The organism is Sphaerochaeta sp. UBA5849, from assembly GCA_002432715.1.
GTDB lineage: Bacteria > Spirochaetota > Spirochaetia > Sphaerochaetales > Sphaerochaetaceae > Sphaerochaeta.
In genome coordinates this window covers 1-24,793 of record DJGJ01000049.1, presented here as the reverse complement: position 1 = coordinate 24,793, position 24,793 = coordinate 1, and the positions used below count along the sequence as shown (strand labels likewise).

21 protein-coding genes are annotated in these 24,793 nt (G+C 52.6%); 9 read left to right on the top strand and 12 right to left on the bottom strand.

Annotated elements, in window-relative coordinates:
- Positions 1-25 precede the first annotated feature (25 nt).
- The 6 genes from nifJ (at position 26) to B3K89_RS08525 (ending at position 8,523) form a co-directional block, all read left to right on the top strand.
- Positions 26-3,559, top strand: a complete 3,534-nt coding sequence (gene nifJ / locus B3K89_RS08550; protein WP_293894313.1) for a pyruvate:ferredoxin (flavodoxin) oxidoreductase — start codon at positions 26-28, stop codon at positions 3,557-3,559.
- Between the two features lie 146 nt (positions 3,560-3,705).
- Entirely contained in the window at positions 3,706-4,404 is a 699-nt protein-coding gene (locus B3K89_RS08545; RefSeq protein ID WP_293895815.1) for a glycerophosphodiester phosphodiesterase, read from the top strand.
- Between the two features lie 191 nt (positions 4,405-4,595).
- Positions 4,596-5,609: a galactose ABC transporter substrate-binding protein gene (locus B3K89_RS08540; protein WP_293895818.1), complete on the top strand. Its 1,014-nt coding sequence runs from the start codon at positions 4,596-4,598 to the stop codon at positions 5,607-5,609.
- A gap of 99 nt (positions 5,610-5,708) precedes the next feature.
- On the top strand, positions 5,709-7,217 hold the full coding sequence (locus B3K89_RS08535; protein ID WP_293895821.1) for a sugar ABC transporter ATP-binding protein: 1,509 nt from the start codon (positions 5,709-5,711) through the stop codon (positions 7,215-7,217).
- 33 nt (positions 7,218-7,250) lie between these two features.
- Positions 7,251-8,246 (top strand): galactose/methyl galactoside ABC transporter permease MglC, encoded by a 996-nt coding sequence (gene mglC / locus B3K89_RS08530; protein WP_345907279.1) that lies wholly within the window; start codon positions 7,251-7,253, stop codon positions 8,244-8,246.
- A gap of 121 nt (positions 8,247-8,367) precedes the next feature.
- Positions 8,368-8,523 carry a hypothetical protein gene (locus tag B3K89_RS08525; protein ID WP_293895827.1) on the top strand — a complete coding sequence of 52 codons (156 nt, stop codon included), beginning with the start codon at positions 8,368-8,370 and terminating at the stop codon, positions 8,521-8,523.
- A gap of 91 nt (positions 8,524-8,614) precedes the next feature.
- On the opposite strand, the gene B3K89_RS08520 is transcribed toward B3K89_RS08525, so the two are convergent.
- Genes B3K89_RS08520 through B3K89_RS08505 form a run of 4 tightly spaced genes read right to left on the bottom strand, consistent with a single transcriptional unit; the run spans position 8,615 to position 13,753 of the window.
- Complete coding sequence (locus B3K89_RS08520) at positions 8,615-9,562, bottom strand: substrate-binding domain-containing protein (RefSeq protein WP_293895830.1); 948 nt, start codon at positions 9,560-9,562, stop codon at positions 8,615-8,617.
- On the bottom strand, positions 9,559-11,322 hold the full coding sequence (locus B3K89_RS08515) for a cache domain-containing sensor histidine kinase (protein ID WP_293895833.1): 1,764 nt from the start codon (positions 11,320-11,322) through the stop codon (positions 9,559-9,561). The genes B3K89_RS08520 and B3K89_RS08515 overlap by 4 nt, the downstream gene beginning before the upstream one ends.
- Positions 11,319-12,926 (bottom strand): response regulator, encoded by a 1,608-nt coding sequence (locus tag B3K89_RS08510; protein WP_293895836.1) that lies wholly within the window; start codon positions 12,924-12,926, stop codon positions 11,319-11,321. Before B3K89_RS08510 ends, B3K89_RS08515 begins: the two co-directional genes overlap by 4 nt.
- 41 nt (positions 12,927-12,967) lie before the next feature.
- Entirely contained in the window at positions 12,968-13,753 is a 786-nt protein-coding gene (locus tag B3K89_RS08505) for a nitroreductase family protein (protein WP_293895839.1), read from the bottom strand.
- Between the two features lie 77 nt (positions 13,754-13,830).
- On the opposite strand from B3K89_RS08505, the gene B3K89_RS08500 reads away from it, so the two are divergent.
- Positions 13,831-15,144 (top strand): MFS transporter, encoded by a 1,314-nt coding sequence (locus B3K89_RS08500; RefSeq protein WP_293895842.1) that lies wholly within the window; start codon positions 13,831-13,833, stop codon positions 15,142-15,144.
- Positions 15,145-15,157: 13 nt separating this feature from the next.
- Here B3K89_RS08500 and B3K89_RS08495 read toward each other — a convergent pair whose 3' ends face one another.
- The 4 genes from B3K89_RS08495 to B3K89_RS08480 form a co-directional block, all read right to left on the bottom strand.
- On the bottom strand, positions 15,158-15,724 hold the full coding sequence (locus B3K89_RS08495; RefSeq protein ID WP_293895845.1) for a nitroreductase family protein: 567 nt from the start codon (positions 15,722-15,724) through the stop codon (positions 15,158-15,160).
- Positions 15,725-15,835: 111 nt separating this feature from the next.
- Positions 15,836-16,342, bottom strand: a complete 507-nt coding sequence (locus B3K89_RS08490; protein ID WP_293895848.1) for a pyridoxamine 5'-phosphate oxidase family protein — start codon at positions 16,340-16,342, stop codon at positions 15,836-15,838.
- A gap of 67 nt (positions 16,343-16,409) precedes the next feature.
- Positions 16,410-16,571, bottom strand: coding sequence for a rubredoxin (gene rd / locus B3K89_RS08485; protein ID WP_013605781.1), 162 nt, complete (start codon positions 16,569-16,571; stop codon positions 16,410-16,412).
- Positions 16,572-16,630: 59 nt separating this feature from the next.
- Positions 16,631-17,599, bottom strand: coding sequence for a helix-turn-helix transcriptional regulator (locus B3K89_RS08480; protein ID WP_293895856.1), 969 nt, complete (start codon positions 17,597-17,599; stop codon positions 16,631-16,633).
- A gap of 173 nt (positions 17,600-17,772) precedes the next feature.
- Here B3K89_RS08480 and B3K89_RS08475 point away from each other — a divergent pair, with 173 nt between their 5' ends.
- Positions 17,773-17,976, top strand: coding sequence for a SlyX family protein (locus B3K89_RS08475; protein ID WP_293895859.1), 204 nt, complete (start codon positions 17,773-17,775; stop codon positions 17,974-17,976).
- On the opposite strand, the gene B3K89_RS08470 is transcribed toward B3K89_RS08475, so the two are convergent.
- Positions 17,977-20,481, bottom strand: a complete 2,505-nt coding sequence (locus B3K89_RS08470) for an FAD-dependent oxidoreductase (protein WP_293895862.1) — start codon at positions 20,479-20,481, stop codon at positions 17,977-17,979.
- Positions 20,482-20,489: 8 nt separating this feature from the next.
- Positions 20,490-20,843, bottom strand: a complete 354-nt coding sequence (locus B3K89_RS08465) for a MarR family winged helix-turn-helix transcriptional regulator (RefSeq protein ID WP_293895865.1) — start codon at positions 20,841-20,843, stop codon at positions 20,490-20,492.
- 611 nt (positions 20,844-21,454) lie between these two features.
- Here B3K89_RS08465 and B3K89_RS08460 point away from each other — a divergent pair.
- Entirely contained in the window at positions 21,455-22,123 is a 669-nt protein-coding gene (locus B3K89_RS08460; RefSeq protein WP_345907278.1) for an SGNH/GDSL hydrolase family protein, read from the top strand.
- 92 nt (positions 22,124-22,215) lie between these two features.
- Here the strand turns inward: B3K89_RS08460 and B3K89_RS08455 are convergent, their stop codons facing one another.
- Both B3K89_RS08455 and B3K89_RS08450 read right to left on the bottom strand, forming a co-directional pair.
- The gene (locus B3K89_RS08455; protein ID WP_293892343.1) at positions 22,216-23,289 is read right to left on the bottom strand and encodes an alpha/beta hydrolase; all 1,074 of its coding nucleotides are present in this window, start codon (positions 23,287-23,289) and stop codon (positions 22,216-22,218) included.
- Between the two features lie 95 nt (positions 23,290-23,384).
- Positions 23,385-24,743 (bottom strand): MATE family efflux transporter, encoded by a 1,359-nt coding sequence (locus B3K89_RS08450; RefSeq protein WP_293892346.1) that lies wholly within the window; start codon positions 24,741-24,743, stop codon positions 23,385-23,387.
- Positions 24,744-24,793 lie beyond the last annotated feature (50 nt).

Below are 24,793 nucleotides of genomic sequence, written 5' to 3'. Positions count from 1 at the left end.
AAATACTGTTTTATGGAGTGTCAAAATGGGTAACAAAAAAAGGGTTACTATTGACGGAAACACCGCTGCAGCGCATATTGCATATGCCTTCAGCGAAGTAGCCGCAATCTATCCGATCACCCCCTCCTCCCCGATGGGAGAGTTTGCTGATTCTTGGGCCAGCACCGGCCGGAAGAACCTCTGGGGTAAGAAGGTGGAGATCATGGAAATGCAGTCCGAGGCTGGTGCGGCAGGTGCCGTTCATGGTGCCCTGTCTGCTGGTGCTTTGACCACCACATTCACTGCTAGTCAGGGATTGCTTTTAATGATCCCCAACATGCATAAGATTGCTGGCGAAATGATTCCTACCGTTTTCCACGTGTCTGCAAGATCGCTTGCTGCACAGTCTCTCTCAATTTTCGGAGATCACTCCGACGTCATGTCCTGCCGTAACACCGGCTTTGCCATGACCTGTGCAAACAACGTTCAAGAGACCATGGACCTGTCCGTGGTTGCCCATCTGGCCACACTCGAGGCACAGGTTCCGTTCCTCAGCTTCTTCGATGGTTTCAGGACATCCCATGAGCTTCAGAAGGTCGAGGAGATTACCTATGAAGATCTCAAGCCGTTGGTAAACGAAGAGTATGTCCGCCGCTTCCGCGAGCGTGCCATGCGCCCCGAGCACCCGAAGTTGAAAGTCGCCGCCCAGAACGAGGACGTATACTTCCAGGGTCGTGAGACCGTAAACCCGTATTATGAAGCACTTCCTGAGATGGTGCAGAAGTACATGGATCAGGTTGCCGCGCTTACCGGCCGTGCCTACCACCTCTTTGACTATGTCGGCGATCCCAATGCAACCGATATTGTCATTGTCATGGGAAGCGGTGCCGATACCTTTGAATGGGCCAGTGACTACCTGAACGAGAAGGGTGGAAAGACCGGTGTTTTGAAGGTGCGCCTTTATCGCCCGTTCAGTGCAAAACACTTTGTACAGGCAATTCCCGCCTCGGTGAAGAGAATCGCCGTACTCGACCGCACCAAGGAACCCGGTTCCCTCGGCGAGCCCCTCTACCAGGATGTCGTCACCGCCCTCAGCCAGATGGGCAGAACCGACATGAAGGTAATCGGCGGACGCTTCGGTCTGTCCAGCAAGGACTTCACCCCCAGCCACGCCAAGGCTGTGTATGACCACCTTGCAGGCAAGGCTTTCAACAACTTCACCGTTGGCATCAACGATGACGTCAACAATCGCTCCATCCCCGTCAACGAGACCATCAACGTCTCCCCCAAGGATGTTGTGTCCTGCATGTTCTGGGGTCTTGGCTCCGACGGTACCGTTGGTGCAAACAAGAACTCCATCAAGATCATCGGCGACAATACCGACCTCAACGCACAGGCTTATTTCTCCTACGACTCCAAGAAGAGTGGTGGTATCACAGTAAGTCACCTGCGCTTCGGCAAGAGCTCTCTCGAGATGCCGTGGTTGATCGACCATGCCGACTTCGTCGCTTGTCACAACCCCGCATACATCGGTCGCTACGACATGCTCGGCCCGCTCAAGAAGGGTGGTGTATTTTTGCTCAACAGCCAGATTCCTTCCGACGAAGTATTTGAGCACCTGACCCGTGAGATGCAGGAGCAGATCATCGAGAAGAAGATCCGCTTCTACAACATCAACGCTCTCGAGATTTCCGAGAAGGCCGGGCTTGGAAGCCGCATCAATACCGTTATGCAGGCTGCCTTCTTCAAGATCAGCGAGGTTCTTCCCGAGGCTGAGGCCATTGACTTGGTCAAGCAGTATGTCAAGAAGACCTTCCTCAAGAAGGGCGAGGATATCGTCAAGCAGAACTGGGCTGCAATCGACGGCGCAAGCGATGCTCTGCACCAGGTTGTCATTCCTGCGAAGATTACCAAGAGCTACGAGCCCGCCCGCTTGATTCCTGCCGATGCCGATGACTTTGCAAAGGATATCATGGAACCCATCATGCACCTGAAGGGCAATGATATTCCTGTTTCCAAGATGTCGTTCGATGGAACCCTGCCGACCGGTACCGCCAAGTTTGAGAAGCGCGGTGTTGCTCCCTTCGTACCTCATTGGATTGCTGAGAACTGCATCCAGTGCAACCAGTGTGTACAGTCCTGCCCGCACGCAGCCATTCGTGCAAAACAGATCGATCCGAAGGACCTCGAGGGCGCTCCAGAAACCTTCAAGACCTTGAAGTCAAACACCAAGAACACCCGTAACCTCCAGTTCAAGATTCAAATCTATACCGAGGACTGCCAGGGTTGTGGTGTGTGTATCGAAACCTGTCCTTCCAAGGTCAAGTCCCTCGAGTTCAGCCCGATTGCCACCGAGCGTGAAGCCGGCGAGATCGCCAATGCCGAGTTCTTCGAGGCGCTGCCTTACGACGTACTCGATGGTGCTCCCGAGACCTCGATCAAGGGCCTGCAGTTCAAGCAGCCGCTCTTTGAGTTCTCCGGTGCCTGTGCAGGTTGTGGTGAGACTCCGTATGTAAAGATGGTAAGCCAGATCTGCGGCGACCGCATGATTGTTGCCAACGCGACCGGTTGTTCCTCCATCTACAGCGGTACCTTCCCGACCACTCCCTACACTGTCAGGCAGAGTGACGGCCATGGTCCGGCTTGGGGCAACAGCCTCTTCGAGGACAACGCCGAGTATGGTCTGGGCATGCGCCTTGCCGTAGATTCCAACCGCAAACAGCTTCGCATCTACATCGACCAGCTCTTTGCCCTTGGTACCACCGAGGCCCTGAAGAGTGCAATCGAGAAGTCCCTCGAGCTATGGGAAGAGTCCTCCGAAGCTGCCAATGCAGCCCAGAAGGCTGTCCAGGCCGCCCTTGTAGAGGCAATGGCTGTTGCCAATGCCGAACAGAAGGCAGTGCTTGTCAAGATTGACGAGCTGAAGGACTACTTCGCCGACAAGGTCGTCTTCATCATCGGTGGTGACGGATGGGCCTATGATATCGGTTACGGTGGTGTTGACCACGTTATTGCTTCCGGCAGAAACGTCAACATCCTGGTACTCGATACCGAGGTGTACTCCAATACCGGTGGCCAGGCTTCCAAGTCCACTCCGATTGCCGCAGTTGCAAAGTTTGCAAACGCCGGCAAGGAGATCGGCAAGAAGAACATGGGCTTCATGTGCATGACCTATGGCCACGCCTATGTTGCATCCATTGCTCTCGGCTCCAACCGCCTGCATGCCCAGAAGGCTCTGCAGGAAGCGATAGCTTGGAAGGGCCCCTCGATCATCTTCTGTTACTCCCCGTGCATCAACCACGGCATGAACATGCGTTTCAGCCAGGTTGAGGAGAAGAAGGCAGTGGAAGCCGGTTACTGGCCGCTCTACCGCTTCAACCCCGCACTCGAGGAAGGCAAGAGATTCAGCTGGGATGCCAAGCCGATTTCCGGCTCCTTCCAGGACTTCATCAAGGGTGAGGTTCGCTACACTTCCCTGTACAAGACCAACCCTGAGAATGCCGAGGACTTGTTTGCAAAGGCTGAGGAAGATGCACACAAGCGCTGGAGTTTCTTCGAGAAACTTGGGCCTTTGATGTAAGCTTCATCACCACAATGTTTGTTACGGGGGCTGCCGAAAGGCAGCCCTCTTTCCATCAATGCTCTCGATTCGATACCCCTGCAGTTTGACTTTTGCACCCATGCATCCGATGATGAACAGCTGTAAGGGCGGGTGGAGGAAAGACAATGCGATCAAGGATATTGGTGACCGTACATAGTGGTGGAAGCACCGGAAAATCGAACAGTATCGAGTATCTTGAACAAGCTTGCCTGCAGCTGCCTGATATCCTTGAGGTGGATGTGCGCTCCTCAAGGGATGGAAAGATTGTTCTTTGGCATGATGAGCATCTACCACAGAGTGTGCTTCCTATCAAAGATCTTGCGTATGATGCAATACAGGCTGCCCATCCGTCACTTCTTTCGCTTCAGACGGTACTTGCGATGTGCAGCAATGCGGGAATCCAGGTGAATCTCGATATCAAGACAAGCGAAGCGATCGAATCGGTTTATAGGTTGCCGGCCTTTCATAAATACAGGAACCAAGTCATATTCAGCGGTTGTCAGGAAGATGAGATTTCGGACATCCACCGCCTTCTTCCCGGCTGCAAGGTGCTCTTCAATGCAGACAGGTACAAGAGAGAACAACCCTATGCTGAGTTTGCAGCGCAGATGTTGGATCGTACTGTCATGACAAAAGCTTACGGATTGAATATCTGCCACGAAGATGTCATGCCGCTTTTGGTGAAATCCTGCAAGGACAGGAGGATTCCGATATTTGTATGGACGGTCGATGATCCTGTCAGGATGAAAGAACTCATTGGCATGGGAGTTGATTCAATAACCACGCATGAGGTGGATCTGCTCAAAACGATGCTGAATAGGTAAAACCGAAACCAGCATAGATGCCTATCTGATTAGGAATAAGCAAAGCATGTCTTCTTGGTGGATTGTGAATCTTGTATAGAAGTTTTTTATGTAAATCGAAAAAAAACCAAGATTGTCAGCAAAAAATTGCATGTACGGCCTTCCAGTACCGTGCAAAACTGGATACAGAGAAAATTCATCAGGAGGGATCTATGAAAAAATTAATGGTCGTTATGTGCTTGGCACTCGTCCTCGCAACTCCCGTCTTCGCCCAAGGGCAAGGTGAGAGCAAAGGTGTTGAAATCGGATGCGCAATCTACAAGTTTGACGACACCTTCATGACCGGTGTCCGCAACGCAATCATAGCTGCCGCAGCCGAAACCGATGCAAAGGTTGAGGTCGTCGACTCCATGAACATCCAGGCCACACAGAATGAGAAGGTCGATTTGTTCATCACCAAGGGCATGAAAGCCATGCAGATCAACCCTGTCGACCGCACCGCAGCCGGTGTCATCATCGACAAGGCGAAGAAAGCCAACATTCCCGTAGTATTCTTCAACCGCGAGCCGCTTGCTGAAGATATGGCAAAGTGGGACAAGGTCTACTACGTTGGCGCCCGTGCTGAAGAGTCCGGTACCATGAGCGGCCAGATCATTGCCGACTACTGGAAAGCCAACAAGTCCATGGACAAGAATGGCGACGGCGTTCTGCAGTATGTCATGCTCAAGGGCGAACCCGGCCACCAGGACGCAGAACTGCGCACTGAGTACTCCATCAAGAATCTGCAGGACAACGGAATCAAGGTGCAGAAGCTTGCTGAAGACACCGGCATGTGGGATCGTGTAAAGGGACAGGAGAAAATGGCCGCTTTCATCGCCAGCCAGGGCGATAAGATTGAAGCAGTCTTCGCAAACAACGATGATATGGCTCTTGGTGCAATCGAAGCCCTCAAGGCTGCTGGTTACTTCAAGGACGGCAAGTTCATGCCCGTCGTTGGTGTTGACGCCACCGCTCCCGCTCTCCAGGCTCTCGAAGAAGGCACTCTGCTTGGCACCGTCCTCAACGACGCCGTCAACCAGGGCCGCGCAACGTTCAAGCTCTCATATGATTTGGCAAGGGGCATCACCCCCACCGAAGCTTCCATCGGCTACAAGATTACTGATGGCAAGTACGTATGGGTTCCCTACCAGAAGGTCACCAAGGAGAACTACAAGCAGTTCAAATAAGGTTTGAATTGTAGAAATTCCCCCTCCGGGTTGTTCGATGATCCGGAGGGTTTTTTGAAGGGACTATACCCCGGGAAAGCCGGGGAGGCGAGGGAAGTCATGTATGTATTAGAAATGAACCATGTTTCCAAGTCGTTCCCGGGCGTAAAAGCGCTGGACGACGTAAGCTTGAAAGTAAAGCCGGGAACAGTGCATGCCTTGATGGGTGAAAATGGGGCAGGCAAGTCCACGTTGATGAAATGTCTGTTCGGCTTGTACTCCATGGATGAGGGGGAGATTTCCTTCAATGGACAACCCGTCAAGATTACCAGTGTCAAAGAGGCACTCAGCCTGGGAATCTCCATGATTCACCAGGAACTCCATCTCATCCCCTACCGGTCGGTGATGGAGAATATATGGCTTGGCCGTTATCCACGCATCGGTGGGCCCAAGAGTCCTGTCGTGGACCACAAGAGAATGTATGAGATGACAGCTTCCTTGTTGAAGGATCTCAATCTCACCACTATACAGCCGACCGATTTGCTGCGCACCCTCTCAGTCTCCAAGGCTCAGAGCGTCGAGATTGCAAAGGCTGTCTCCTATGAATCAAAAATCATCATCATGGATGAGCCCAGCTCCTCTCTGACGGAGAATGAGGTTGAACACTTGTTCACCATCATCCGCTCGTTGAAGGCCCGTGGGGTTGCGATCATCTACATTTCCCATAAAATGGAGGAGATTCTCAAAATCTCCGATGAAGTAACCATCATGCGTGACGGTAAGTATGTGGGGACCTGGCCTTCCAGTGAACTGACCACCGCCGTCATCATCAAGCGAATGGTAGGCCGCGATCTTACCCATCGCTTTCCATCGGCTGAGAGCAACATCGGCAGCGAGCTGCTCAGAGTCGAAGAGTATACATCGCCGAACCCCAGAAGTTTCAAGGATGTCTCCTTCACCCTGCATAAGGGTGAGATTCTGGGAATCGGAGGATTGGTCGGAGCCCAGCGCACTGAAGTCATGGAGGCAGTATTCGGGCTCAGACTTCACAGCAAAGGCAGCTTGTATGTGAAAGGCAGGCAGGTGCATTGCAACAGTGCCTACGAGGCCAAAAAACTAGGAATGGCCCTGCTCACCGAGGAACGGAGAGCGACGGGAATATTCCCGGTTCTTTCCGTACAGGAGAATCTGGTCATTGCCAACATAACCTCATATGTGAACAAGAGCGGGCTCCTCAATGCAGCAAAGATGGCTGAAGACACCAAGAAGAGCATCAAGGATTTGGATATCAAGACGCCGTCGGCGAGAACCCTGATCAAGAGCCTCAGCGGAGGAAACCAACAGAAAGTACTCTTCGCCCGTTGGTTGCTCACTACTCCTGAAATTCTCATTCTGGACGAACCGACGCGGGGTATCGACGTCGGGGCCAAGTATGAGATTTATGTCATCATGCGTGAGCTTGCGGCCCAGGGCAAGGGTGTGATCATGATCAGCAGTGAGATGCCGGAGCTTTTGGGAATGACCGATCGAATCGTTGTCATGAGTGAAGGTCGTGTAGCAGGTATCGTGGACAGCAAGAAGACAAGCCAGGAAGAGATTATGGAACTGGCGACTAAGTACGTTGGGTAGGGGGAAAGCATGCAAGGCATTGGGAAATCAATAATGAGTAAAAAAAGTCTAAAACAGTTTGTCATGGACAAGGCAATCTTCCTTGTTCTGTTGCTGTTGGTGGTCGTAATCGCCATCATCAACCCACGCATTCTGCGTCTGCAGGTACTTCGGGACATTTTGATGATGAGTTCGACGAAGATCATTATGGCCTTGGGCATGATGTTTGTCATTCTTACCGGTGGTGTAGACCTTGGTGGAGGTCGTTTGGTTGGTATGGCGGCTGTTGTTTCCGCCTCCATGCTGCAGACTGCCGATTACGTCAGGCGGTTTTATCCGGATATGGGACAAATTCCCATCCTCCTCCCGATACTGCTCGCGGTGTTTGTTGGAACGCTGTTTGGAATGATGAACGGCCTGATTGTGGCAAAATTCAAGGTTCCTGCCTTCATTGCCACCCTCTCTTCCATGTTGATTATTTATGGTATCAACTCCATCTACTTCAACATGGCTCCCAACAACAGCCAGCCCATCGGCGGACTCAGGGCCGATTTCACCTTCCTGGGTTCAGGTTCCATCGGTTTTGTCCCGGTCATTGTCATCTTCGCCGTCATTGTTTCAATTATAGTCTGGTTTGTATTGAACAAGACTGTGTTCGGCAAGAACGTATATGCAGTCGGTGGCAACCCTGAGGCTGCAGCAGTCTCCGGTATCAATATCACCAAGACGCTGGTAGGCCTGTTCGGTGTCTGTGGATTTCTCATCTCCCTCTCCGGTGTTCTGGAAGCCGCCCGTACGGGAGGAGCAACCAACAACTACGGAAACGGATACGAGCTCGATGCCATCGCCTCCTGCGTCGTTGGTGGAGTTTCCACCACCGGTGGTGTGGGAACGGTGAGTGGAGTCATCGCCGGTGTCATCATCTTTAGTTTCATCAACTACGGCCTTACGTTCATCGGGGTGAACCCCTATTGGCAGAACATCATCAAGGGTGTGATCATCGTATCGGCGGTATCGTTCGATATCCGCAAGTACGTCCAGAAGAAGTAGTCTCGTTTCTCTTCCACGCATGTGAGGCAGGAGCGATCCTGCCTCTTTTTTGCGACCTATGTCACTCTGGCAAATATCAACCGTATCATGGACCAACTATTGGACAACGAACGGAGTACTTGTGAAACCCATCGTCATTAATTCGCCTTCCTTGGCAAACTGCAACCTGTTGGAACTGAAGGACAATGTCCAGGAGCTGGTCGATGCCGGGGCCGAATACCTCAGTTTTCATACAGACAATACACCCTTTGTTATCAGGCCCCTGGAGGTGATCTAAAGGAGCGGCATGAAAAGCGGTATCCATCCCAGAGTGTCATAAGCATCGAGCCCGGCTTTGCAGGGCAGCAGCTCTTGATTCTGCCTCGATTTCACTGGAACGTCTGGAACAACAACCTCTGATGCTCCTCGCTGAACATCGATTCTTTGGTTACCAGGTCGAAGTCAACAAGTTTTTGGACGGGCTTGTTGCCGTTGAGCAGATCGATGGCAGCCATCACCGAGCGATAGCCGAGGTTGAAGGAGTTTACCACCACCAAGGCATCGATTACTCCCTTCTCCAAAAGCTGGATTTCAAACTGTGTTGTTCCAAATGCAATGAAATGGATATCCGACGAGTCTCCCAGTGCATTGGCCACCCCATGGGCGGTATACTCTTCCAAGGCAAAGACCAAATTGATTGAAGGATCGCTTTCCAAAGCATTGCGCGTAATATCACGAGCGATTGTCTCATTGGTGAAACTGTAGGTTGCACTCACAATTCTTGCATTGGTCCGCTCTGAGAAGGTTTGCACCAGGGACTCCACCAGATTGGTCATGCTGGTGGTGTTCGGCATGGACCCGATGACCAGGGCATTGATCGGCTCACCCTCGGAAAAATGGGTGAAGGCATGTTCGGCCATCGCCTTGCCGATCTGTCTGTAATCGGTGGTGATCAAAAAATCCGCGGTCTGGTTGCGTAGTGCGGTATCGGCGAGCACCACCTTGATGCCTGCGCTCCGTGCTTTGGCAACCACATCCTCGAGCCGTGAATAATGGCTTGGTGAGAGTACTATCGCATCAAAACGCTGGTCTATGGCCCTTTGGACGGCACTGATTTGTCCCTCGTAGTCGGATTCATTCACCGGAGCAAGGAACTCAAGGACCGCGCCGGTGGAGCTGCGGGCACTACGGGCACCGTTCTTCAGGGACCCCCAGAATTCGCCTCCCTGCATCATGGTGATGACGGCGATCCGATAGGAGGTAGTGGCTTCACTCTTCTTGTTCGAGCAGCCTGCGAGAAGGGATAGCAGTAGGAGAATCAGGATGCCTTTCTTCATGATTGCACCACCTTGATCGGTTGGATTGGACTCTGTTCGGGGATAACCAGCCGGACCAGCGTCCCAACATCGAGCTCACTGGAAAGTTCCAGGCCATAATCGGAACCGTAATAGAGCTGGATGCGCTGATGGACGTTCCTCACCCCGATTCCCGCACCCTTGGGGTGTTGTCCGTCGAAGCTGAGGATGGTGGCCAGTTTCTGTTCATCCATCCCCACCCCGTTGTCACGCACCTCGATGACCACGGCCCCGGGTTTTCTCCTGAACACCTTGATATCGATATGACCCATCTCCTGCAGATACTTGATCCCGTGGTAGATTGCATTCTCCACAATCGGCTGGATGATGAGCTTGATCGTCGGCAGATTCTCCATACCCTCTTCCAAGGTGATGGAGAACTCAAACTTGTCCTGGTAGCGGATCTGCTGGATGATCAAGTAGTTGCGGACATGCTCAAGCTCCTCGGCAAGGGTGATGATGTCCCGACCCTTGCTGATGGAGATGCGGAAGAGCTTTGCCAGGGCGGTGATCATCCTGATCACTCCCTCGGTATCGTTCTGCTCTGCCATCCAGACAACGGAATCGAGGGTGTTGTACAGGAAGTGTGGGTTGATTTTTGCCTGCAGTGCATCAAGTTCGAACTTGCGTTTCATCTCCTGGCTGGTGACAATATCATCCATCAGCTGCCGGATGCGTTTGACCATCACTGCAAAGGTCTGGGACAAGGCAGCAACCTCTTGGTTGCCTCCCACTGTCGGCGGAGCGGAGAAGTCTCCGCGTTCCACGCTGTTCATCAATCGGTCGAGCTCCCTGATCGGTCGGCTTATGTACGCCGAAACCATACGTGCCAGAACAATGGTGATGACAATGCAGAATCCCAGGACGATAAGCATGATGGTGGTGTACTGATCGAGACCGGCCATCAGCTCGTCCATGAATGCCACCCCGACAATTCGCCAACGTGCGTTGTTGACCGTATCGATGATGACAAGTCGCTGCCTTCCCTCGAAGGTGTTGGTGAACGTACCGAAAATATACTCCTGGGCGGAGTCGAGGTCCTCGTTGAACAAATCGGAGTTGATCAATTGCTGGTACGGGTGGTACACGATCTTGCCGTTGTTGTCGATGAAATATACGTACCCTGTCGCCCCAAGCTTCGCGCTTTGGCTCAGTTCACTGACCGTCCTGAAGTTCATGTCGATCAGCAAAAGACCTTGGCTCAGCTCCCCCTCCTCATTGGTGTAGCTGATCTGCTGGCTGTATGTGATGACCCACGGATAGCTTGAAGTGAAGAGCTGCTGGACATGCGGGCCGGTGAAATAGAAGTTACCCTCACCACCCAAAGCCCTGGTGAACCATGTCTGCTTTGCTATCTCAGTCGCCTCCCTTCTCGGGGCATCGGTGGTGGAGAGCAGTACATTGCCCTCCAAGTCAAACAGAAGCAGACAGACGATATCCTGGCGGCTGTCGACGATCGAGGAGAGCCTCTTCTCGATTTCGGTTCGAGAGAGTTCGTTGGTCTGCTTGGCAAGGTCGCGGGCGTAGCCGGCGATGGTAAGAATATCGTTGGTATAGTAGTTGAGGTTGGCGTTTACCTGTCTGACGATTTCCCTTGTTGAGACGGTGGCGTTCTCCCGGATGGTGGAAGAAAACTGGCTGTACAGGATTGCCGAGATAAGCAAGGTGACGGAGAGGGAGACGAACGCGATGGCAAAGGTGAGAATGGTTTTGATGGAGTGGGGGTGATCCGGCTTTCTCATCGGTTTCTCTGTCTGAATTGGGAGGGAGAGAGGCCGACATGCCGCTTGAAACAGAAGCTGAAGTAGTTCGGCTCTGCAAACCCGACCGCCTGTGCGATCTCGTAGGTCTTGCCCTCGGTCTTGATGAGCAGATCCTTCGCCCTGTCCATTCTCAGAGCCGTCAAGTACTGTACAAAGCTGACGCCAACCTCCTTCTTGAAGGTGGAACTGAAATATGAAGGGCTTACCCCAATCATTTCACAAATTTCTTCCAGTCCAAATCCGGATTCAGTGAAGTGCTTTGCGATCAAGGCCTTGGCCTGACCGATGAATTGGATATGCGACTGAGCCCTCTGTCCGGCAATCAATTGCCGCACCAGAAGGCAAAGGCGGATGAAGTAACGCCTGGCCTTCCCCAACGTTGAGAGGGTTGCAAGCTCGGAGAAGAGGTTTCTTCCCTCTCCATCAACCACAGAAAAGAGGGTATGCCCGTATGAATGGGTAAGGTCTTGAAGGAGAAAAGCCAGTTCCAACAGCAATGTCTGCAGTTGTTCCAGGTTCAGGGAGGCAAGCTGCTCGCCGAGCAGTTGATTCACCGCCTCGGTCACCTGCTCCTCACTGCCCATCTTCACAGCAACCAGTACATTTGCCTTCAACTCCTCCAATTGTTGTTGATGCTCCTCGACCGGCAGCTTCTCCAAGTCACTGATGAACAGGAGCGATTGCTCAGGGTAACAGGAACTATAGTTGAGGGCTGTCAGCGCCTGATGATATGACTGCTTGATGGCCGAAGGGGAGTGTACGAGGTTTCCTACTCCGAGGACAGCCTGGAAGGAGTACTTCTGCAGGTATGCCTGCAGCTGCTCGGCTTTGCGGTATGTCTGTTTGCGGAACACTGAATCGTAATGATCCTGGCCATGGCTTTGGGAGCTGAAAATAATGACAATCTGGTTTTCGAATTGGAAGAGCAACACTCCGTCGTCCTTTTTCACTACCTGTTCAACAATCTCAAACATGGCCATCGATTGCAAGGGGTCATCCATCACATGATCGGTCTCGATAACGGCAACCATGAATTCATCCTTGTTCAGATTGAAGCCGTACTCCGCCGCTTTTGCAAGCAAGGCAGCATCGGAGGCAGGGTGCACTGCAGTCAGCAGCGATACCAGGAACTTCTCCCTGATGAGCGGAAGGGCCTGCTGGTACGCCTGATTAAGCCTGTCCTGGTCCTGGATGCGCTTGATCTCCTCATCCAGATGCTTTCCCAGGCGCTTGAGCAGATTGCACAAGTCTTCCACCGAAACCGGCTTGAGTACATATTCACTGACATCGTAGCGCATCGCCTGCTGGGCATAGGTGAATTCGTCATACCCGCTGAGTATGACCAAGGTTGTGGTCGGATGCGTGAGGCGGATTTTCTGGATCAACTCGATTCCATCGAGGTAAGGCATCCTGATATCGGTGATTACGACATCGGGATGCAGCTCCTCTACCATCTCCAAGGCTTCGATGCCGTTGCCGGCTTCACCCACTACGCAAAAGCCATACCGCTCCCACGGGGTGCGGCTGCGAATCCCTTCACGTACTGCTGTCTCATCATCAACCAAAAGAATCGTATACGGCATAGGGTATATGGTAGTGGCAAAGGCTCAAGGACGCAAGAAAATTACCCTTTGCACCACCAATCAAACATAACCGTGGTAGAGCGGTTCATCTCCTCCATAAAGGAGGAGGTATGTTTTCTCAGATAGTAGTAGTCGGCAAGGGTGCCGGTATTCTGGTAGGGCAGGGATTGGCTTCTGCGCCGATCCTCTTCATGGACACTGTAGGCTCTTTCCATTTGCTCGAGGTGGGGCTCCATGTAGCGGTCCTGCATGAATATGGTGTCCTGGGGACATCGGGGGGTCAGCCTGACCGGACCTTTGGCCTTGGGGTATCCGAAAATGAGCATGCAGGCGGGAATGGTGTACTGCTTGAGCTCAAGCAGTTCCCTCAGTTGTTCAAAATGCTCGATGACATCACCGATGTAACAGGAGCCGATACCCAGGGCCTCGGCGGCAACCACGGCATTCTGGGCTGCGATGACGGCATCCTGCAGGCAGAGGTGCAGATCTCCCAGTCCGGGCTTCCTGAAGGAGGCGAGGTTTGCCTTCGCAGCCCTGTCTACTGCGCCGCTTTCGTAGAAGTAATTGACCCACTTCTGCATGTCGGCAAGGAAAACCCAGACCAAGGGTGCTTTCTCGATCATGCTCTGCTCGTCGCAGATTTTGGCAAGCTTCTCTTTCTTGGAAGAATCATGGACCTCGACTATGGAATAGAGGGCCATATTGCCGGCGGTGGGGGCACGCAAGGTCGCTTCCTTGAGCTGGATGACGGCTTCCGGTTCGATTATTCGGTCCTCAAAGCTGCGTACCGATCGACGATTGTTCAAGAGCTGTAAGGTTTCATGCATGCGTGGAGTATAGGACAAAGTCCGCTCTTCTTCCAGAGAAGATATACAAATCACTGTGTATCGTATATCCTGTAACTATGAAGAGTGTGAAAGCCTACCGATATCGATACTTGATTCTTCTGTGTCTCGTGCTGCTGATTTTCTCAGTCGAGATACAGTGGTTGAACCTTGCACCGGTTGGCAGGGTCGCCAACCGCTACTATCAAGGACAGCTGTCATTGCGGTATGCTTCTCCGGTGGACTTGCTCTCCCTGACCTATCTACTGGTCTTCGTGGTGGCGAGCATTCCCTCCTCCTATCTGTTGCACAAATTGGGCCCGCGCTGGGCCGTCTGGATTGCAAGCGGCCTCATTGTCTTTGGATCAATGACGAAATGGCTCTACGTTGCAAGTCTTTCGGCAGTCCTGTTCGGCCAGTTCTTTCTGGCCCTGGGCCAGGCCTTGGTACTTACCAGCATCACGGAAATTGTCGCGCGTTGGTTTCCCATCCGGGAACGAGGCATGGCTGTCGGCATCACATCAGCAAGCCAATACCTTTCGCTGGCAGTCGTGATGATAGTCTCCCCCATGCTGGTGGTGACCCGTGCAAATGATCCGGCCTGGGGACAGGGCTTTGAGCGGATGATGAGCATCTATGCTGTTGCAAGCTCGGTCCTCGCCCTGATTCCGGCATTCCTGATCAAGGATAATCCCCCGACGCCGTCCTCCACCCTGCAGGTGCCGAAGAGTCAGAGCTTTCGGACCTCGTTCAAGATTATGAACCAGAACTCCTCACTCAGGGGCTTGATGATCATCTTCTCCATCGGGTGGGGTGTTCTTATGACACTCTTCATCAAGGTCGACGAGATCAGTGCGCTGCTGGGGTTTGACGACTCCTCCGGTTTCTTGGGAATCGCCATGTTTGCAGGCGGCATGGTGGGAGCCATAGTACTGCCGGCCCTCTCGGACCGCTATCGAAAGCGGAAGCTGTTCTTTGTGTTTTGCAACGTTTGCTCGATTCCCGGAATCCTCTTGCTGGTTTTCTGCCAGCAAATCGGTGCTGTCCTGCTTTCCAGCGAGGCCATCGCCCTGATCGGGGCTTCCATCGTAGGCCTGTCGCTCCTTGCTTCCATACCCATCGGCAGCCAGTATGCTGCAGAGCTGGGCATCGGCATCAGCGAAGAGGTCATCCAAGGTTTGCTCCTGCTCTTCAGCCAGGCCTCTTGTGCCGTAATCCTGCTCATCAGTCTGGTGGCAACGGATGAGTACTCCCCGATGGTCCTCTCAACCCTTGCAGCCTTGTTGGCTGCTTCCATGATCGGAAGCAGCTTCCTGAAGGAAAGTGAGATGATTGTAACCGAGGAAGAGCGGCTGAAAGAGGTCATAGAGCAGGAAATCGTCCATCTGCAGTAACCGTCGATACTCCCTACTTTGCCTGTGGCCGCAGGCTTTCGTTCCAGGTGTTGAACGCATGCACCTTGTCCAAATCCATGCGGATCCGATCGCACTTCTCGCTCTCTTTGTGCTTTGCACTCAGTTCAAAGTCCGATCCCGGATAGCCGAGTACCAGCATGATCATAAGCGTATCGCCTTCAGCGATTCCCAGCACCTTCTTCGCCTCGTCGGCATTGAAGCCGGCTATGGGGTGGACGTATAGGCCTTCACTGACGGCTTGGATCTGATACGCCATGGTGGCCATGCCCAGTTCGAAAGGGGCATAATGGCGGTCGCCCAGGGACATGCCCCAAGCATTGTTGGTGACCACCGCCACGATGGCGGGGGCCTTCTTCGCCCAGTAGTTGCCCGGAGACAGGGTCTCCTTGACCTTGGAAAGGATTGCCTGGTCGGTTACGGTGATGTACCGCCAAGGTTGGTTGTTCATGGATGAAGGGGCGGTATGGGCAGCCTCGGCGAGACGTACCAGCACTTCTTTTTCAATGGGTTTTGTATCGAGGGCTCGATACGCTCTTCTTTCTTCAATTGCTCGCAACATAGCTTGGTGTTTCCTCCATTATGAGGTCAATGTACCACGAAGTTTTGCAATCGTGTGAAAAAGAGGGGCTCTCTTGTGTGCTTTGAATTCTTTGTCTGAAAAGCCTTCTGACTAGGGTACCAAAGCAGTATCAGTCTTGGCCTGTACGAACTCGATGGCTTCTTTTCCGGTGCAATGCTCGATCTCGATGACAATGCCTAGTGTCTGGCTGCAGGCTTTGGTCTTCTCGATACGCTGTGCAACCGGCTGGGAGGCGCAGTACTTGTCAGCCATGGCAAGGAAGGCCTTCTCCCAAAGCAGCCCTTCGACAGGCGTTGCTTTTCCATAGACAATCACGCTGCGAAAGTAGGAGGTATACTGTGCTGCGACAATGGTGTCCTCATCAACAACAGTGAAACATACTTTGGGGTGTCGGAGTATTGCATCAACCTTATGGCCTTCCCGTGCAGAGTGGAGAAAAATCTTTTCCTCGTAGTACACGTAGTTCAGCGGAACTGCATAGGGGTAATCCCCGTCTCCGAGACAGGCAAGTACTCCATGGCTGCCCCGCTTCAGTACTGCTTCGCTTTCTTCTTTGGATAGCAGCTGCCTGCTTCTCCTCATTGTCCTGAACTGCATAGCTGCTCCTTGGACCTAAAAAACGGGGAAGGCCGTGCCATCCCCGTCTTGTGAACCGCAACCCTTGTTAGTCGCGCGGTGAAAAGTCAGACTTAGGAGCCCCGCAGAGAGGGCATACCCAATCTTCTGGAAGGTCTTCAAAGGCTGTTCCTGGTTTGATTCCGTTGTCGGGATCACCAACTGTCGGGTCGTATACATACCCGCAAAGATCGCATTCATACTCTTTCATTGTCGTTTCCTCCTACATCTGAAGCATAGCGATATTCAAGCCAAGCGGCAAGAAAAATATTATTGGTACAAAGCCAGGATCTTGGTAAGCATTTTGCAGAATTTCTTTCTGAAGCTCTCAGGGCCCAATATTTCCACCGAATCTCCGCATTGGATGATGCGCAGATACAACTCGATGGAGTTCTCGACATCCATGTTGCAGACCAATGTTCCATCGTTCTGCTTTTCGAAAACCGGAGTTCCATGCACCACCGACCTGAAGACGTTCATAGCGGAACGCTCCTTGAGCTTCAGGCTGAGAGGAATCATATCGATGCTCTCATAGCGCTCCTTGGATTCGGGGAACTTGAAAGGTTTGAGGTTGTCGGGAATCGTATAGGTTTCGTTGAGAATGGTGGCGCTTGTGATGGTACTGATATCGATGGTGACAATCTCGGTGGTGTGCCGAAGGCGTCCGGTGACACTGATCGGGTGTCTGCCGCCGCTATCTTCTTCCCGAAATCCGATGAAGTAAGGGGCGAGTTCGGTCTCGATCGGGTCGAATCCTTTGAGGCTTTGTACGATGCGTACGATGCGTCCCGACACCCAGCTGTCAATGAGCACTTCAAGAATGGTATTGAACTTGCTGCTCTCCTTCTTCTCCTGCAGCTGCTTGTCGATCTGCTCGGCCAGGCCGATGACATTCTCGCTGATCTTCGGTGCGTAGGACCGCATGTTCATGGCGATTTTTCTCAAGCCGGAAGCCAGGTGGGGGTTCTGAAACTCGGTGCTGTTTGCAAGCATTTCGGCGGAGAGGTTGAAGGCCAGACTCTCATACACGCTGAGGGCGATGCTCTCATCCTCCTCGCGGTTCTTGATCTTGATGAGGCTGTTCTCCTCATAGATGTCGATGTATTGTTTCAGTTCATCCACATACCTGCTGATGGTCGAGCGATGGACTCCCAATCGACGTGCTATATCCGCTCTTCTGAGTCCTTCTGGATGGGAATGTAGCAACAGTTCCAGTTGCGCAACGCGTTCACCTTTCATACAATTCCTCTTATTTGCACCATTCTGCAACAAAATACATGTCAGTATAGCACGACAAGGGTATCTGGCAAGCATTAAATGTGCAAATCGAGAAACCTTCTGCAACAATGGGGCGAGTTGTCGAGCTGTCTCTTTCATGCTAGGATACAGATACAGGACAAGGAGCGACAACAATGGATGAACGGCTTACGAAGCTTGAGATGAAACTAGCCTATGCAGAAGAGACGATAGTGACTCTCGACCAGGTCGTAACAGATCAGGCCAAGGAGATCGCACTCTTGACCGCTCGTCTGGAAAAACTGGAAAAACGCGTAACGGACTTGGCCGAAGAAGATCGGGATGGCATGATCGACGATCAGAGGCCACCCCATTATTGATTAGATGAACAGATTGATCTTGCTCTCGCTGGCAGCTCCCATGTAGGTAGCGACGCCACCGATTTCAACGCCGTCAAGCAGTTCTTCAGCCGTGATGCCCATGATATCCATGGACATCTGGCAGGCTACCATGCGAACCCCGCTCTTGCGGGCATCCTCATACATCTGTTTTACTTGGTCGACATGTTTCTTTTTCATGCGGCCTTTCATCATCTTCGCCCCCATGCCTCCCATATTCATGGAAGAGAGGGCAAGGTTGTCCATGCCCTTGGGCAGCATGGCCCCGAACATCGTTCCCATGAAGTCCTTCTTCACTTTGGGGGCATCCTTTTTGCGAAGCACCGACAACCCCCAGAAGGTGAAGAACATCGTCACCGACTTGCCGGATGCGGCAGCCCCGTTGGCAAGGACGAATGAGGCAAGAGCCTTGTCCAGGTCATTGGAGAAAACAATCATCGTAGCACCGTTGTCGCTATCGCAGATGGCAGGTTTCTCTCCTGCTGAATCGGGCATGTTGCAGACACTGGCATTGCCTTTGCCTACTACAGCCTCGATGATGCCGTCGGTGGTCTTTACGCTTACCAGCTCATTGCCGGTGAGCTTGCACCAGGCCTGGACATCGGGGCCGAAGCCGGGATCGGAGGCCTTGATGACGATGCGGTCCCCCTCCTCAAGGTTGTCGATCTCCCGTTTGAGACGGATGATCGGGCCGGGACACTGCAGGCCGCAGGCGTCGACGGTGAGAATCTTGTTCTCGGACCGCTTGCGGAACGACCCGTCCTCATTGAGGTGGTTGATGACCCCACCGCTCTCCTTGACCGATAGCTTGTCCTTGTTTTCCAGCAGGTATCGCTCACGAACCGCACTCTCATACGTCTTGTATCCACCGGTGAGGTTGCGTACGTTTGTATAGCCGTTTTGCCTGAGCACCCGTTCTGCAAGGTAGCCCCTGAGGCCGATGGCGCAATAGACGATGACCAACCGATCGGTGGGAACCATCAGCAGCTTCTGCCTCAGGATGGTGTGGGGAATATTGACCGACCCTTCGATTGCACCAAGCTCATACTCCTCCTCGGTTCGTACATCGAGCATGAAAGCACCACTCTTGCGCCCTGCTTCCGCTTCCTCCCAATTGATGGTGTCACTGAATCCCTCAAGGGTGTTGACGGCGATGAAGCCGACCATGTTCACCGGGTCCTTTGCACTGGAGAAGGGCGGTGCATAAGCCTGCTCAAATTCCGCCAAATCGTAGACGGTGCCTTCTTTTCCGATGAAGGCGCTGATGACGTCGATCCGCTTGTCAACTCCGTCGTATCCGACCGACTGCGCACCCCAGAGCTTGCCGCTTTCTGGATGATAGAGAATCTTGAGGGTGAGCTGACGGCTGTTGGGATAATACCCGGCATGGTTTCCTGCATGGGTGACTGCCGTCCGATGGGGAAGGCCTGCAGCCTTGAGCCCCTTTTCCGTGAGGCCGGTTGAGGCTACCGTCATATCGAATATTTTGGCGATGCTCGTGGCGATCGTCCCTGTATACGGCCGCTTGTTGCCGTCGATGATGGCATCGGCGCACAAGCGCGCCTGCTTGTTGGCGGGACCAGCCAACGGAACGGTGCAGGCGAGTTTTGTCAGCGGGCTTGCAAACTCGATGGCATCTCCAACCGCCCTGATGTCCTTGTCGTTGGTGGTGAAAAACTCATCCACCTTGATTGCCCCGTTCTTGGCCAGCTCGATGCCCGATTGCTTGAGGAAGGCGGTGTCGGGGCGAACACCGATGGAGAGGATGACGATATCTGCATCGATGAGGGTGCCCGAGGAGAGTCGGACGCTGACAATGCTGTCATGGTCCTCAAAGGCTGACACCCCGTCCTTCAGGTACAGATTCACTCCCTTCGCTCTGAGGTGCTGTTGCACCTCGGCGGCCAAGTCGTAGTCGATGATGTTCATCACCTGCTCGAGGGCTTCCACCACGCTTACCTCGAGTCCTCGCTCCTTCAAGTTCTCGGCCATCTCCAGACCGATGAAGCCGCCGCCGACGACCACTGCGCGTTTGGTGGCGGGACTGTCGATTTTCTCTTTGATCTGGTCGATGTCTGAAACGGATCTAAGCGAATAGATGGCCTTGTGCTCGATGCCGGGGATGGGAGGACGTACCGGACTTGCTCCGGGAGAGAGGATGAGGGTGTCGTAACGCTCGTCATATTCGCTCTGGTTCTTCAAGTCCCTCACGCGGATGGTTTTTGCCTTGCGATTGATCGAAATCACTTCGCTTTGCACCCTCGCTTCCACATTCAGTGATTCCATGAAGCGTTCGGGAGTCATCACAAACAGACGGGAACGTTCGGTGATGACATTTCCCGCATAGTAAGGGAGTCCGCAGTTCGCGTAGCTGATGTACTGTCCGCGCTCGAACATGATGATTTGGGCGTTCTCGTCCCTTCTCCTGAGTCTTGCGGCGGTGCCTGCACCTCCTGCGACTCCTCCAACAATGAGATATTTTGCCATAGGTCCTCCTATTTGGTGGCTTGGGTGAATAACAGTTCTTCGGGAATATGAAGTTCGGAGCAACTATAGGCCTTGACCATCTCTCTTCCTGTTTCTGTCAGGGATACCGTAAGGCTCCTTCGGTCCATGCTGCTCAGTGTCCGTTTGATGAGGGCCCTGGCTTCCAGGCTGTCCAGAATGCGGGTGAGGCGGGAAGGGGAGAGTTCGAGCTCCTTTGCGAGGGCGCTCGGTTCAAAGATTCCTTTGTTGACTGCACAGAGCAACAGTGCATCATTGAATGAAAGTCCGGTCTGCTCTTTGAGTTTGACTTCGAAGTTGCGAAGCGAAGTCTGCAACTTTCGGATTGCACATAAGTCGATCATGCAAGGCTCCAAATGTTTAATTATGGCAATAATTGCCAAGAACAACTATAGTGTCGGTTTCCTGTTTCGTCAATATGTAGATAAAAAAAGAGTGAATAAAAAGTTGTGACATGGCTAATAGACAATATTATTCACAAATGAAAAAACCTGTAAAATTTCCAAAATTTTCATAAATTGTTCTGACAGAGGTAATTCTTTCTGGAAGAAAAATAATAATATCGTGCTATGATGAATCGATAAAATTATATAAGATAATAGTATAGTCATGGCTCTATTGACAATTTCGGACAATCCAGCGTATCCTTCCCTTAGGAAGGGATATGATGAAGAGGAAGAAAGAGGTACCACGATTGGGAAGTCTTCACTTCAGTGCCCACCAAGGTTTCTACATACCTGTTCTACATCATTGATGGGTGTTTTCCTCTTGTTTGGTTGCAACCAATATTGCACCCGGAGTTTCTACGATGATTGCAACACATCTCCCTTGGGCCAGTGATAGTTCCCGATCACTGGCCTTCTTGTGCGCTGTATTGTGTTGTATGCGTGCAGGCAATCAGGGAAACTTATTCAAACTACTTCTGCTAAAAGCCGTCTCTTGCTATACTGCAATCATGCATACAATTCTTTGTTATGGTGATTCCAATACCTTCGGCACCAACCCCGGCGGGGGAAGGTGGGACATTGACCAGCGCTGGACTGGTCTTCTTGGCTCAATGCTGGGCGGTTCATACCGCATCATAGAGGAAGGCCTCGGCGGCCGTACCACGGTTTTTGACGACCCGCTGGAACCCAAGAAAAACGGTTTGGAGTACCTTCCGGTCTCACTGCAAAGTCACCGCCCGCTGGACCTGGTCATCCTCAGCCTGGGGACTAATGACTGCAAGAGCCTCAACGGCGCCAATGAGCGCATTATAGCAAAGGGCTTGGAAAAGCTGGCTATCATGGTGAAAACCCATGCCTACGGGCCTGGTTACCCTATTCCCCAGGTTCTGGTCATCTCCCCGATTCATATCGGTGACGATATTGAATCTTCCGTTTTCGCTTCGTTCGATAGAGGCTCCGCTGCGTTGAGCAAGCGTCTGGCAAACCCCATCAGGAACATGGCTGAACAGCAACATATACTTTTCTTCGATGCTGCAACGGTGGCAACAAGCAGTCCGATCGACCAGCTTCATATGGACCAGGAGGGACACGCTTCGCTTGCAAAGGCATTGTATTCCTTGATCCTCCCGGTGTTCGGGGATACGGAGAAACCGCAAATTCCCGCTGAATATGCGTAAGAAGCCTCTCGAGCAAAATTCTTTGGTTTTTTGAAGCACTAGACTGCCCGGGTCCGGTCTACCAAGATTCGTCAGGCAGAATCAGCAGTAATTCAACCTATCTGCGCATCCACAAAATGCTTGCTTTGTTTCTTGATTTTCTTCAGTTCTCGTTTTTGTGCCCGCACCCACTCTTTTCGGCTGATAAGGGCTACCTGCTCGACCGGCCTGCCGCCGATGAACTGGATGATCGCACACTCGGTCTCCTCGGTTCCTGTAGCCTTGGGATAGTTGATGAAACCGTGCACGGTTTTCTTCACTTCCAGGTATTTGACCGGGGTGTCCGCCGAGGCAAGGGCGTCGGCATAGAGCATGCCGTCGTCATGCAGCGGATCGTACTCCGCTCCGATGATCAGCGTTTGGGGAAGCCTGCTGTGGTCCTTTCCCAAAAGCGGCGAGAAGCTGGGGTTGAGGATGTCCTTCGGTTCGCGTTGATAATTGTTGATGAAAAAAGCCATCTGCTTGTCGGTCAGCGTCGGGGAGTCCTTGTATTTCTCGTAGCTCTGCGTCCGCATGCGTCCATCGGTCACCGGATAGAGCAGGACCTGGCCGGCGATGGCCGGGCCCTTGCGGTCTCGGGCCAGTCGGCTTACCACGGCGGCAAGATTGCCCCCGGCGCTGTCCCCCACCAAGAAGATACGGTCGGGGTTGGTTTTCCAGTATCTGCAGCCCGATGCAGCCCACAGCAGGGTGTCATAACAGTCTTCAACCGCAGTGGGAAACTTGTACTTCGGGGCCAGGCGGTAGTCGACCGAGAGCACCGCCGCCCCGGTGATGTCGGCAAGGTGTGCGCAGAGGAAGTTGTACAGGTCCATGTTGCCCCAGACCCAGCCTCCTCCATGGTAGAAGATGATCAAGGGGGTCAGGTCGCTGATGCCTCTTGAACCCTGTCGTTCAAAGAAATATCCGGTAACCATTCCATCGGTGACGGGAATGATGAAGGTTTTGGTCGCAATGTTTCTCGCACTCTTGCCAAGAAGTTTGCGTATCAGGATATTGTTGGGAATCGATATATCGTTCAGTTCCTCGATGCGTTTGGGAGTCAGCCCTTCAGGATCGGTAATTGCAACCTTGTTGATCAGGGAGACCAGCCGTTTCATCCTCGGAGACAAATCATAGTCAGCCATAGTGGACACATCGTAGTATATCCAGCTTCAGCGCGCAAGCCGCTTGCAAAGAACCTGCATAAAGATTTGTATGCAGTATGCGTGGTCCTTCCTTGTCAGGCATCGGCGTGTTTGGAAAGTATTTTCTTGAAGTTCAAAAAGAAAAGTGTTGCGGTTGTAAGACCTGCCAGTATGTCGGCGATCGGCTCAGCTATGAATACTCCCTGCATGCCAAGCAAACCGCCCAACAGGAAAACCAGGGGAATCAAGAGTATGATTTTTCGCAGCAAGGCCAGGAAAAAGGAAATTTTTGCCTGTGAAAAGGCAATGAATGCCTGTTGGCAGGCAATCTGTATCCCCAAAATCCAGAAGCCTGAACTGTAGATTCTCATCGCTCGTGCTGTTGTTTCCAGCAGAATCTCGTCTTTAGTGAACAAGCCGACCACCATGGCAGGAGCCAAGACCAGCACCAGGCATACGATGGTGGTGAAAGTCACACTCGTAAGCAGGATGTATGTAAAGGTTTGTTGCACCCGCTTGCTGTTCCCCGCCCCCCAGTTGTAGGAAAGAATGGGTTGTCCCCCCTGGGTGAGGCCTTGCAGCGGGGCAAGGCTGAACATCATGACCGAGGAGAGAATAGCCATGGCTCCCACTGCGATGTCGCCACCGGTTCGCTGGAGTGTGGAGTTGAGCACGATATTCACCAGGCTTTCGGTGCTCATCATGAAGAATGGAGATATGCCAAGAGCCAGGACAGGAAGCATGATCTTTCGCGTAGGCCGTAGGTTGGGCAGTGAGATTTTGAGACTGGAACGTTTTGAGGACAAAAACGATATGACCCATACAGCACTGGCGGCTTGACTTATCACCGTCGCATATGCGGCTCCCTTGACTCCCAAGCCAAAGCCAAAGATGAAGATCGGGTCGAGGACGATGTTTATCACCGAGCCGAGCAGCATGGTCAGCATGCTGACTGTGCTGAAGCCTTGGGCTGTGATGAAGGGATTCATTCCCATGGAAATCAGGACGAACAGCGTCCCCCAGAGATAGATGCCCAGATAGTCCAAGCTGAACGGCAAGGTGTTAGCACTTGCTCCGAAGAGGAGCAGCAAGGGTTCTTTGAGCCACTGGAAAAAGAGGGTGAGAATGCAGGAAAACAGCAAGAGTGTTCCCAATGATTGGTTGAGCAGCTGATTTGCCTCATCCATCTTGTTCTGCCCTAGCTTGATCGAGGCGTGTACGGCACCTCCTGAGCCGACAAGCATGCTGAATGCAGAGAGCAGCATGATGATGGGAAAGCTGAGGCCGATGCCGGTTAAGGCAAGCGGTCCGTCCACTGCAATGTGGCCGATATAGATGCGGTCTATTATGGTGTAAAGTGCGTTGATCAGCTGGGATAGAATGGTAGGGACGCATAGGCGTACCAAGAGCCTGCCGATTCGCTCGGTTCCGAGTGAAGATGGTATGGAATGCATACATGTACCATATCCAAAAGAGGAAAAAGTTGCAACCCACATTCCTCACC

Coding starts and splice junctions, on each gene's coding strand:
- nifJ (WP_293894313.1), top strand. CDS start 26: ATGGGTAACAAAAAAAGGGTTACTATTGACGGAAACACCGCTGCAGCG.
- B3K89_RS08545 (WP_293895815.1), top strand. CDS start 3,706: ATGCGATCAAGGATATTGGTGACCGTACATAGTGGTGGAAGCACCGGA.
- B3K89_RS08540 (WP_293895818.1), top strand. CDS start 4,596: ATGAAAAAATTAATGGTCGTTATGTGCTTGGCACTCGTCCTCGCAACT.
- B3K89_RS08535 (WP_293895821.1), top strand. CDS start 5,709: ATGTATGTATTAGAAATGAACCATGTTTCCAAGTCGTTCCCGGGCGTA.
- mglC (WP_345907279.1), top strand. CDS start 7,251: ATGAGTAAAAAAAGTCTAAAACAGTTTGTCATGGACAAGGCAATCTTC.
- B3K89_RS08520 (WP_293895830.1), bottom strand. CDS start 9,562: ATGAAGAAAGGCATCCTGATTCTCCTACTGCTATCCCTTCTCGCAGGC.
- B3K89_RS08515 (WP_293895833.1), bottom strand. CDS start 11,322: ATGAGAAAGCCGGATCACCCCCACTCCATCAAAACCATTCTCACCTTT.
- B3K89_RS08510 (WP_293895836.1), bottom strand. CDS start 12,926: ATGCCGTATACGATTCTTTTGGTTGATGATGAGACAGCAGTACGTGAA.
- B3K89_RS08505 (WP_293895839.1), bottom strand. CDS start 13,753: ATGCATGAAACCTTACAGCTCTTGAACAATCGTCGATCGGTACGCAGC.
- B3K89_RS08500 (WP_293895842.1), top strand. CDS start 13,831: ATGAAGAGTGTGAAAGCCTACCGATATCGATACTTGATTCTTCTGTGT.
- B3K89_RS08495 (WP_293895845.1), bottom strand. CDS start 15,724: ATGTTGCGAGCAATTGAAGAAAGAAGAGCGTATCGAGCCCTCGATACA.
- B3K89_RS08490 (WP_293895848.1), bottom strand. CDS start 16,342: ATGCAGTTCAGGACAATGAGGAGAAGCAGGCAGCTGCTATCCAAAGAA.
- rd (WP_013605781.1), bottom strand. CDS start 16,571: ATGAAAGAGTATGAATGCGATCTTTGCGGGTATGTATACGACCCGACA.
- B3K89_RS08480 (WP_293895856.1), bottom strand. CDS start 17,599: ATGAAAGGTGAACGCGTTGCGCAACTGGAACTGTTGCTACATTCCCAT.
- B3K89_RS08475 (WP_293895859.1), top strand. CDS start 17,773: ATGGATGAACGGCTTACGAAGCTTGAGATGAAACTAGCCTATGCAGAA.
- B3K89_RS08470 (WP_293895862.1), bottom strand. CDS start 20,481: ATGGCAAAATATCTCATTGTTGGAGGAGTCGCAGGAGGTGCAGGCACC.
- B3K89_RS08465 (WP_293895865.1), bottom strand. CDS start 20,843: ATGATCGACTTATGTGCAATCCGAAAGTTGCAGACTTCGCTTCGCAAC.
- B3K89_RS08460 (WP_345907278.1), top strand. CDS start 21,455: ATGCATACAATTCTTTGTTATGGTGATTCCAATACCTTCGGCACCAAC.
- B3K89_RS08455 (WP_293892343.1), bottom strand. CDS start 23,289: ATGGCTGACTATGATTTGTCTCCGAGGATGAAACGGCTGGTCTCCCTG.
- B3K89_RS08450 (WP_293892346.1), bottom strand. CDS start 24,743: ATGCATTCCATACCATCTTCACTCGGAACCGAGCGAATCGGCAGGCTC.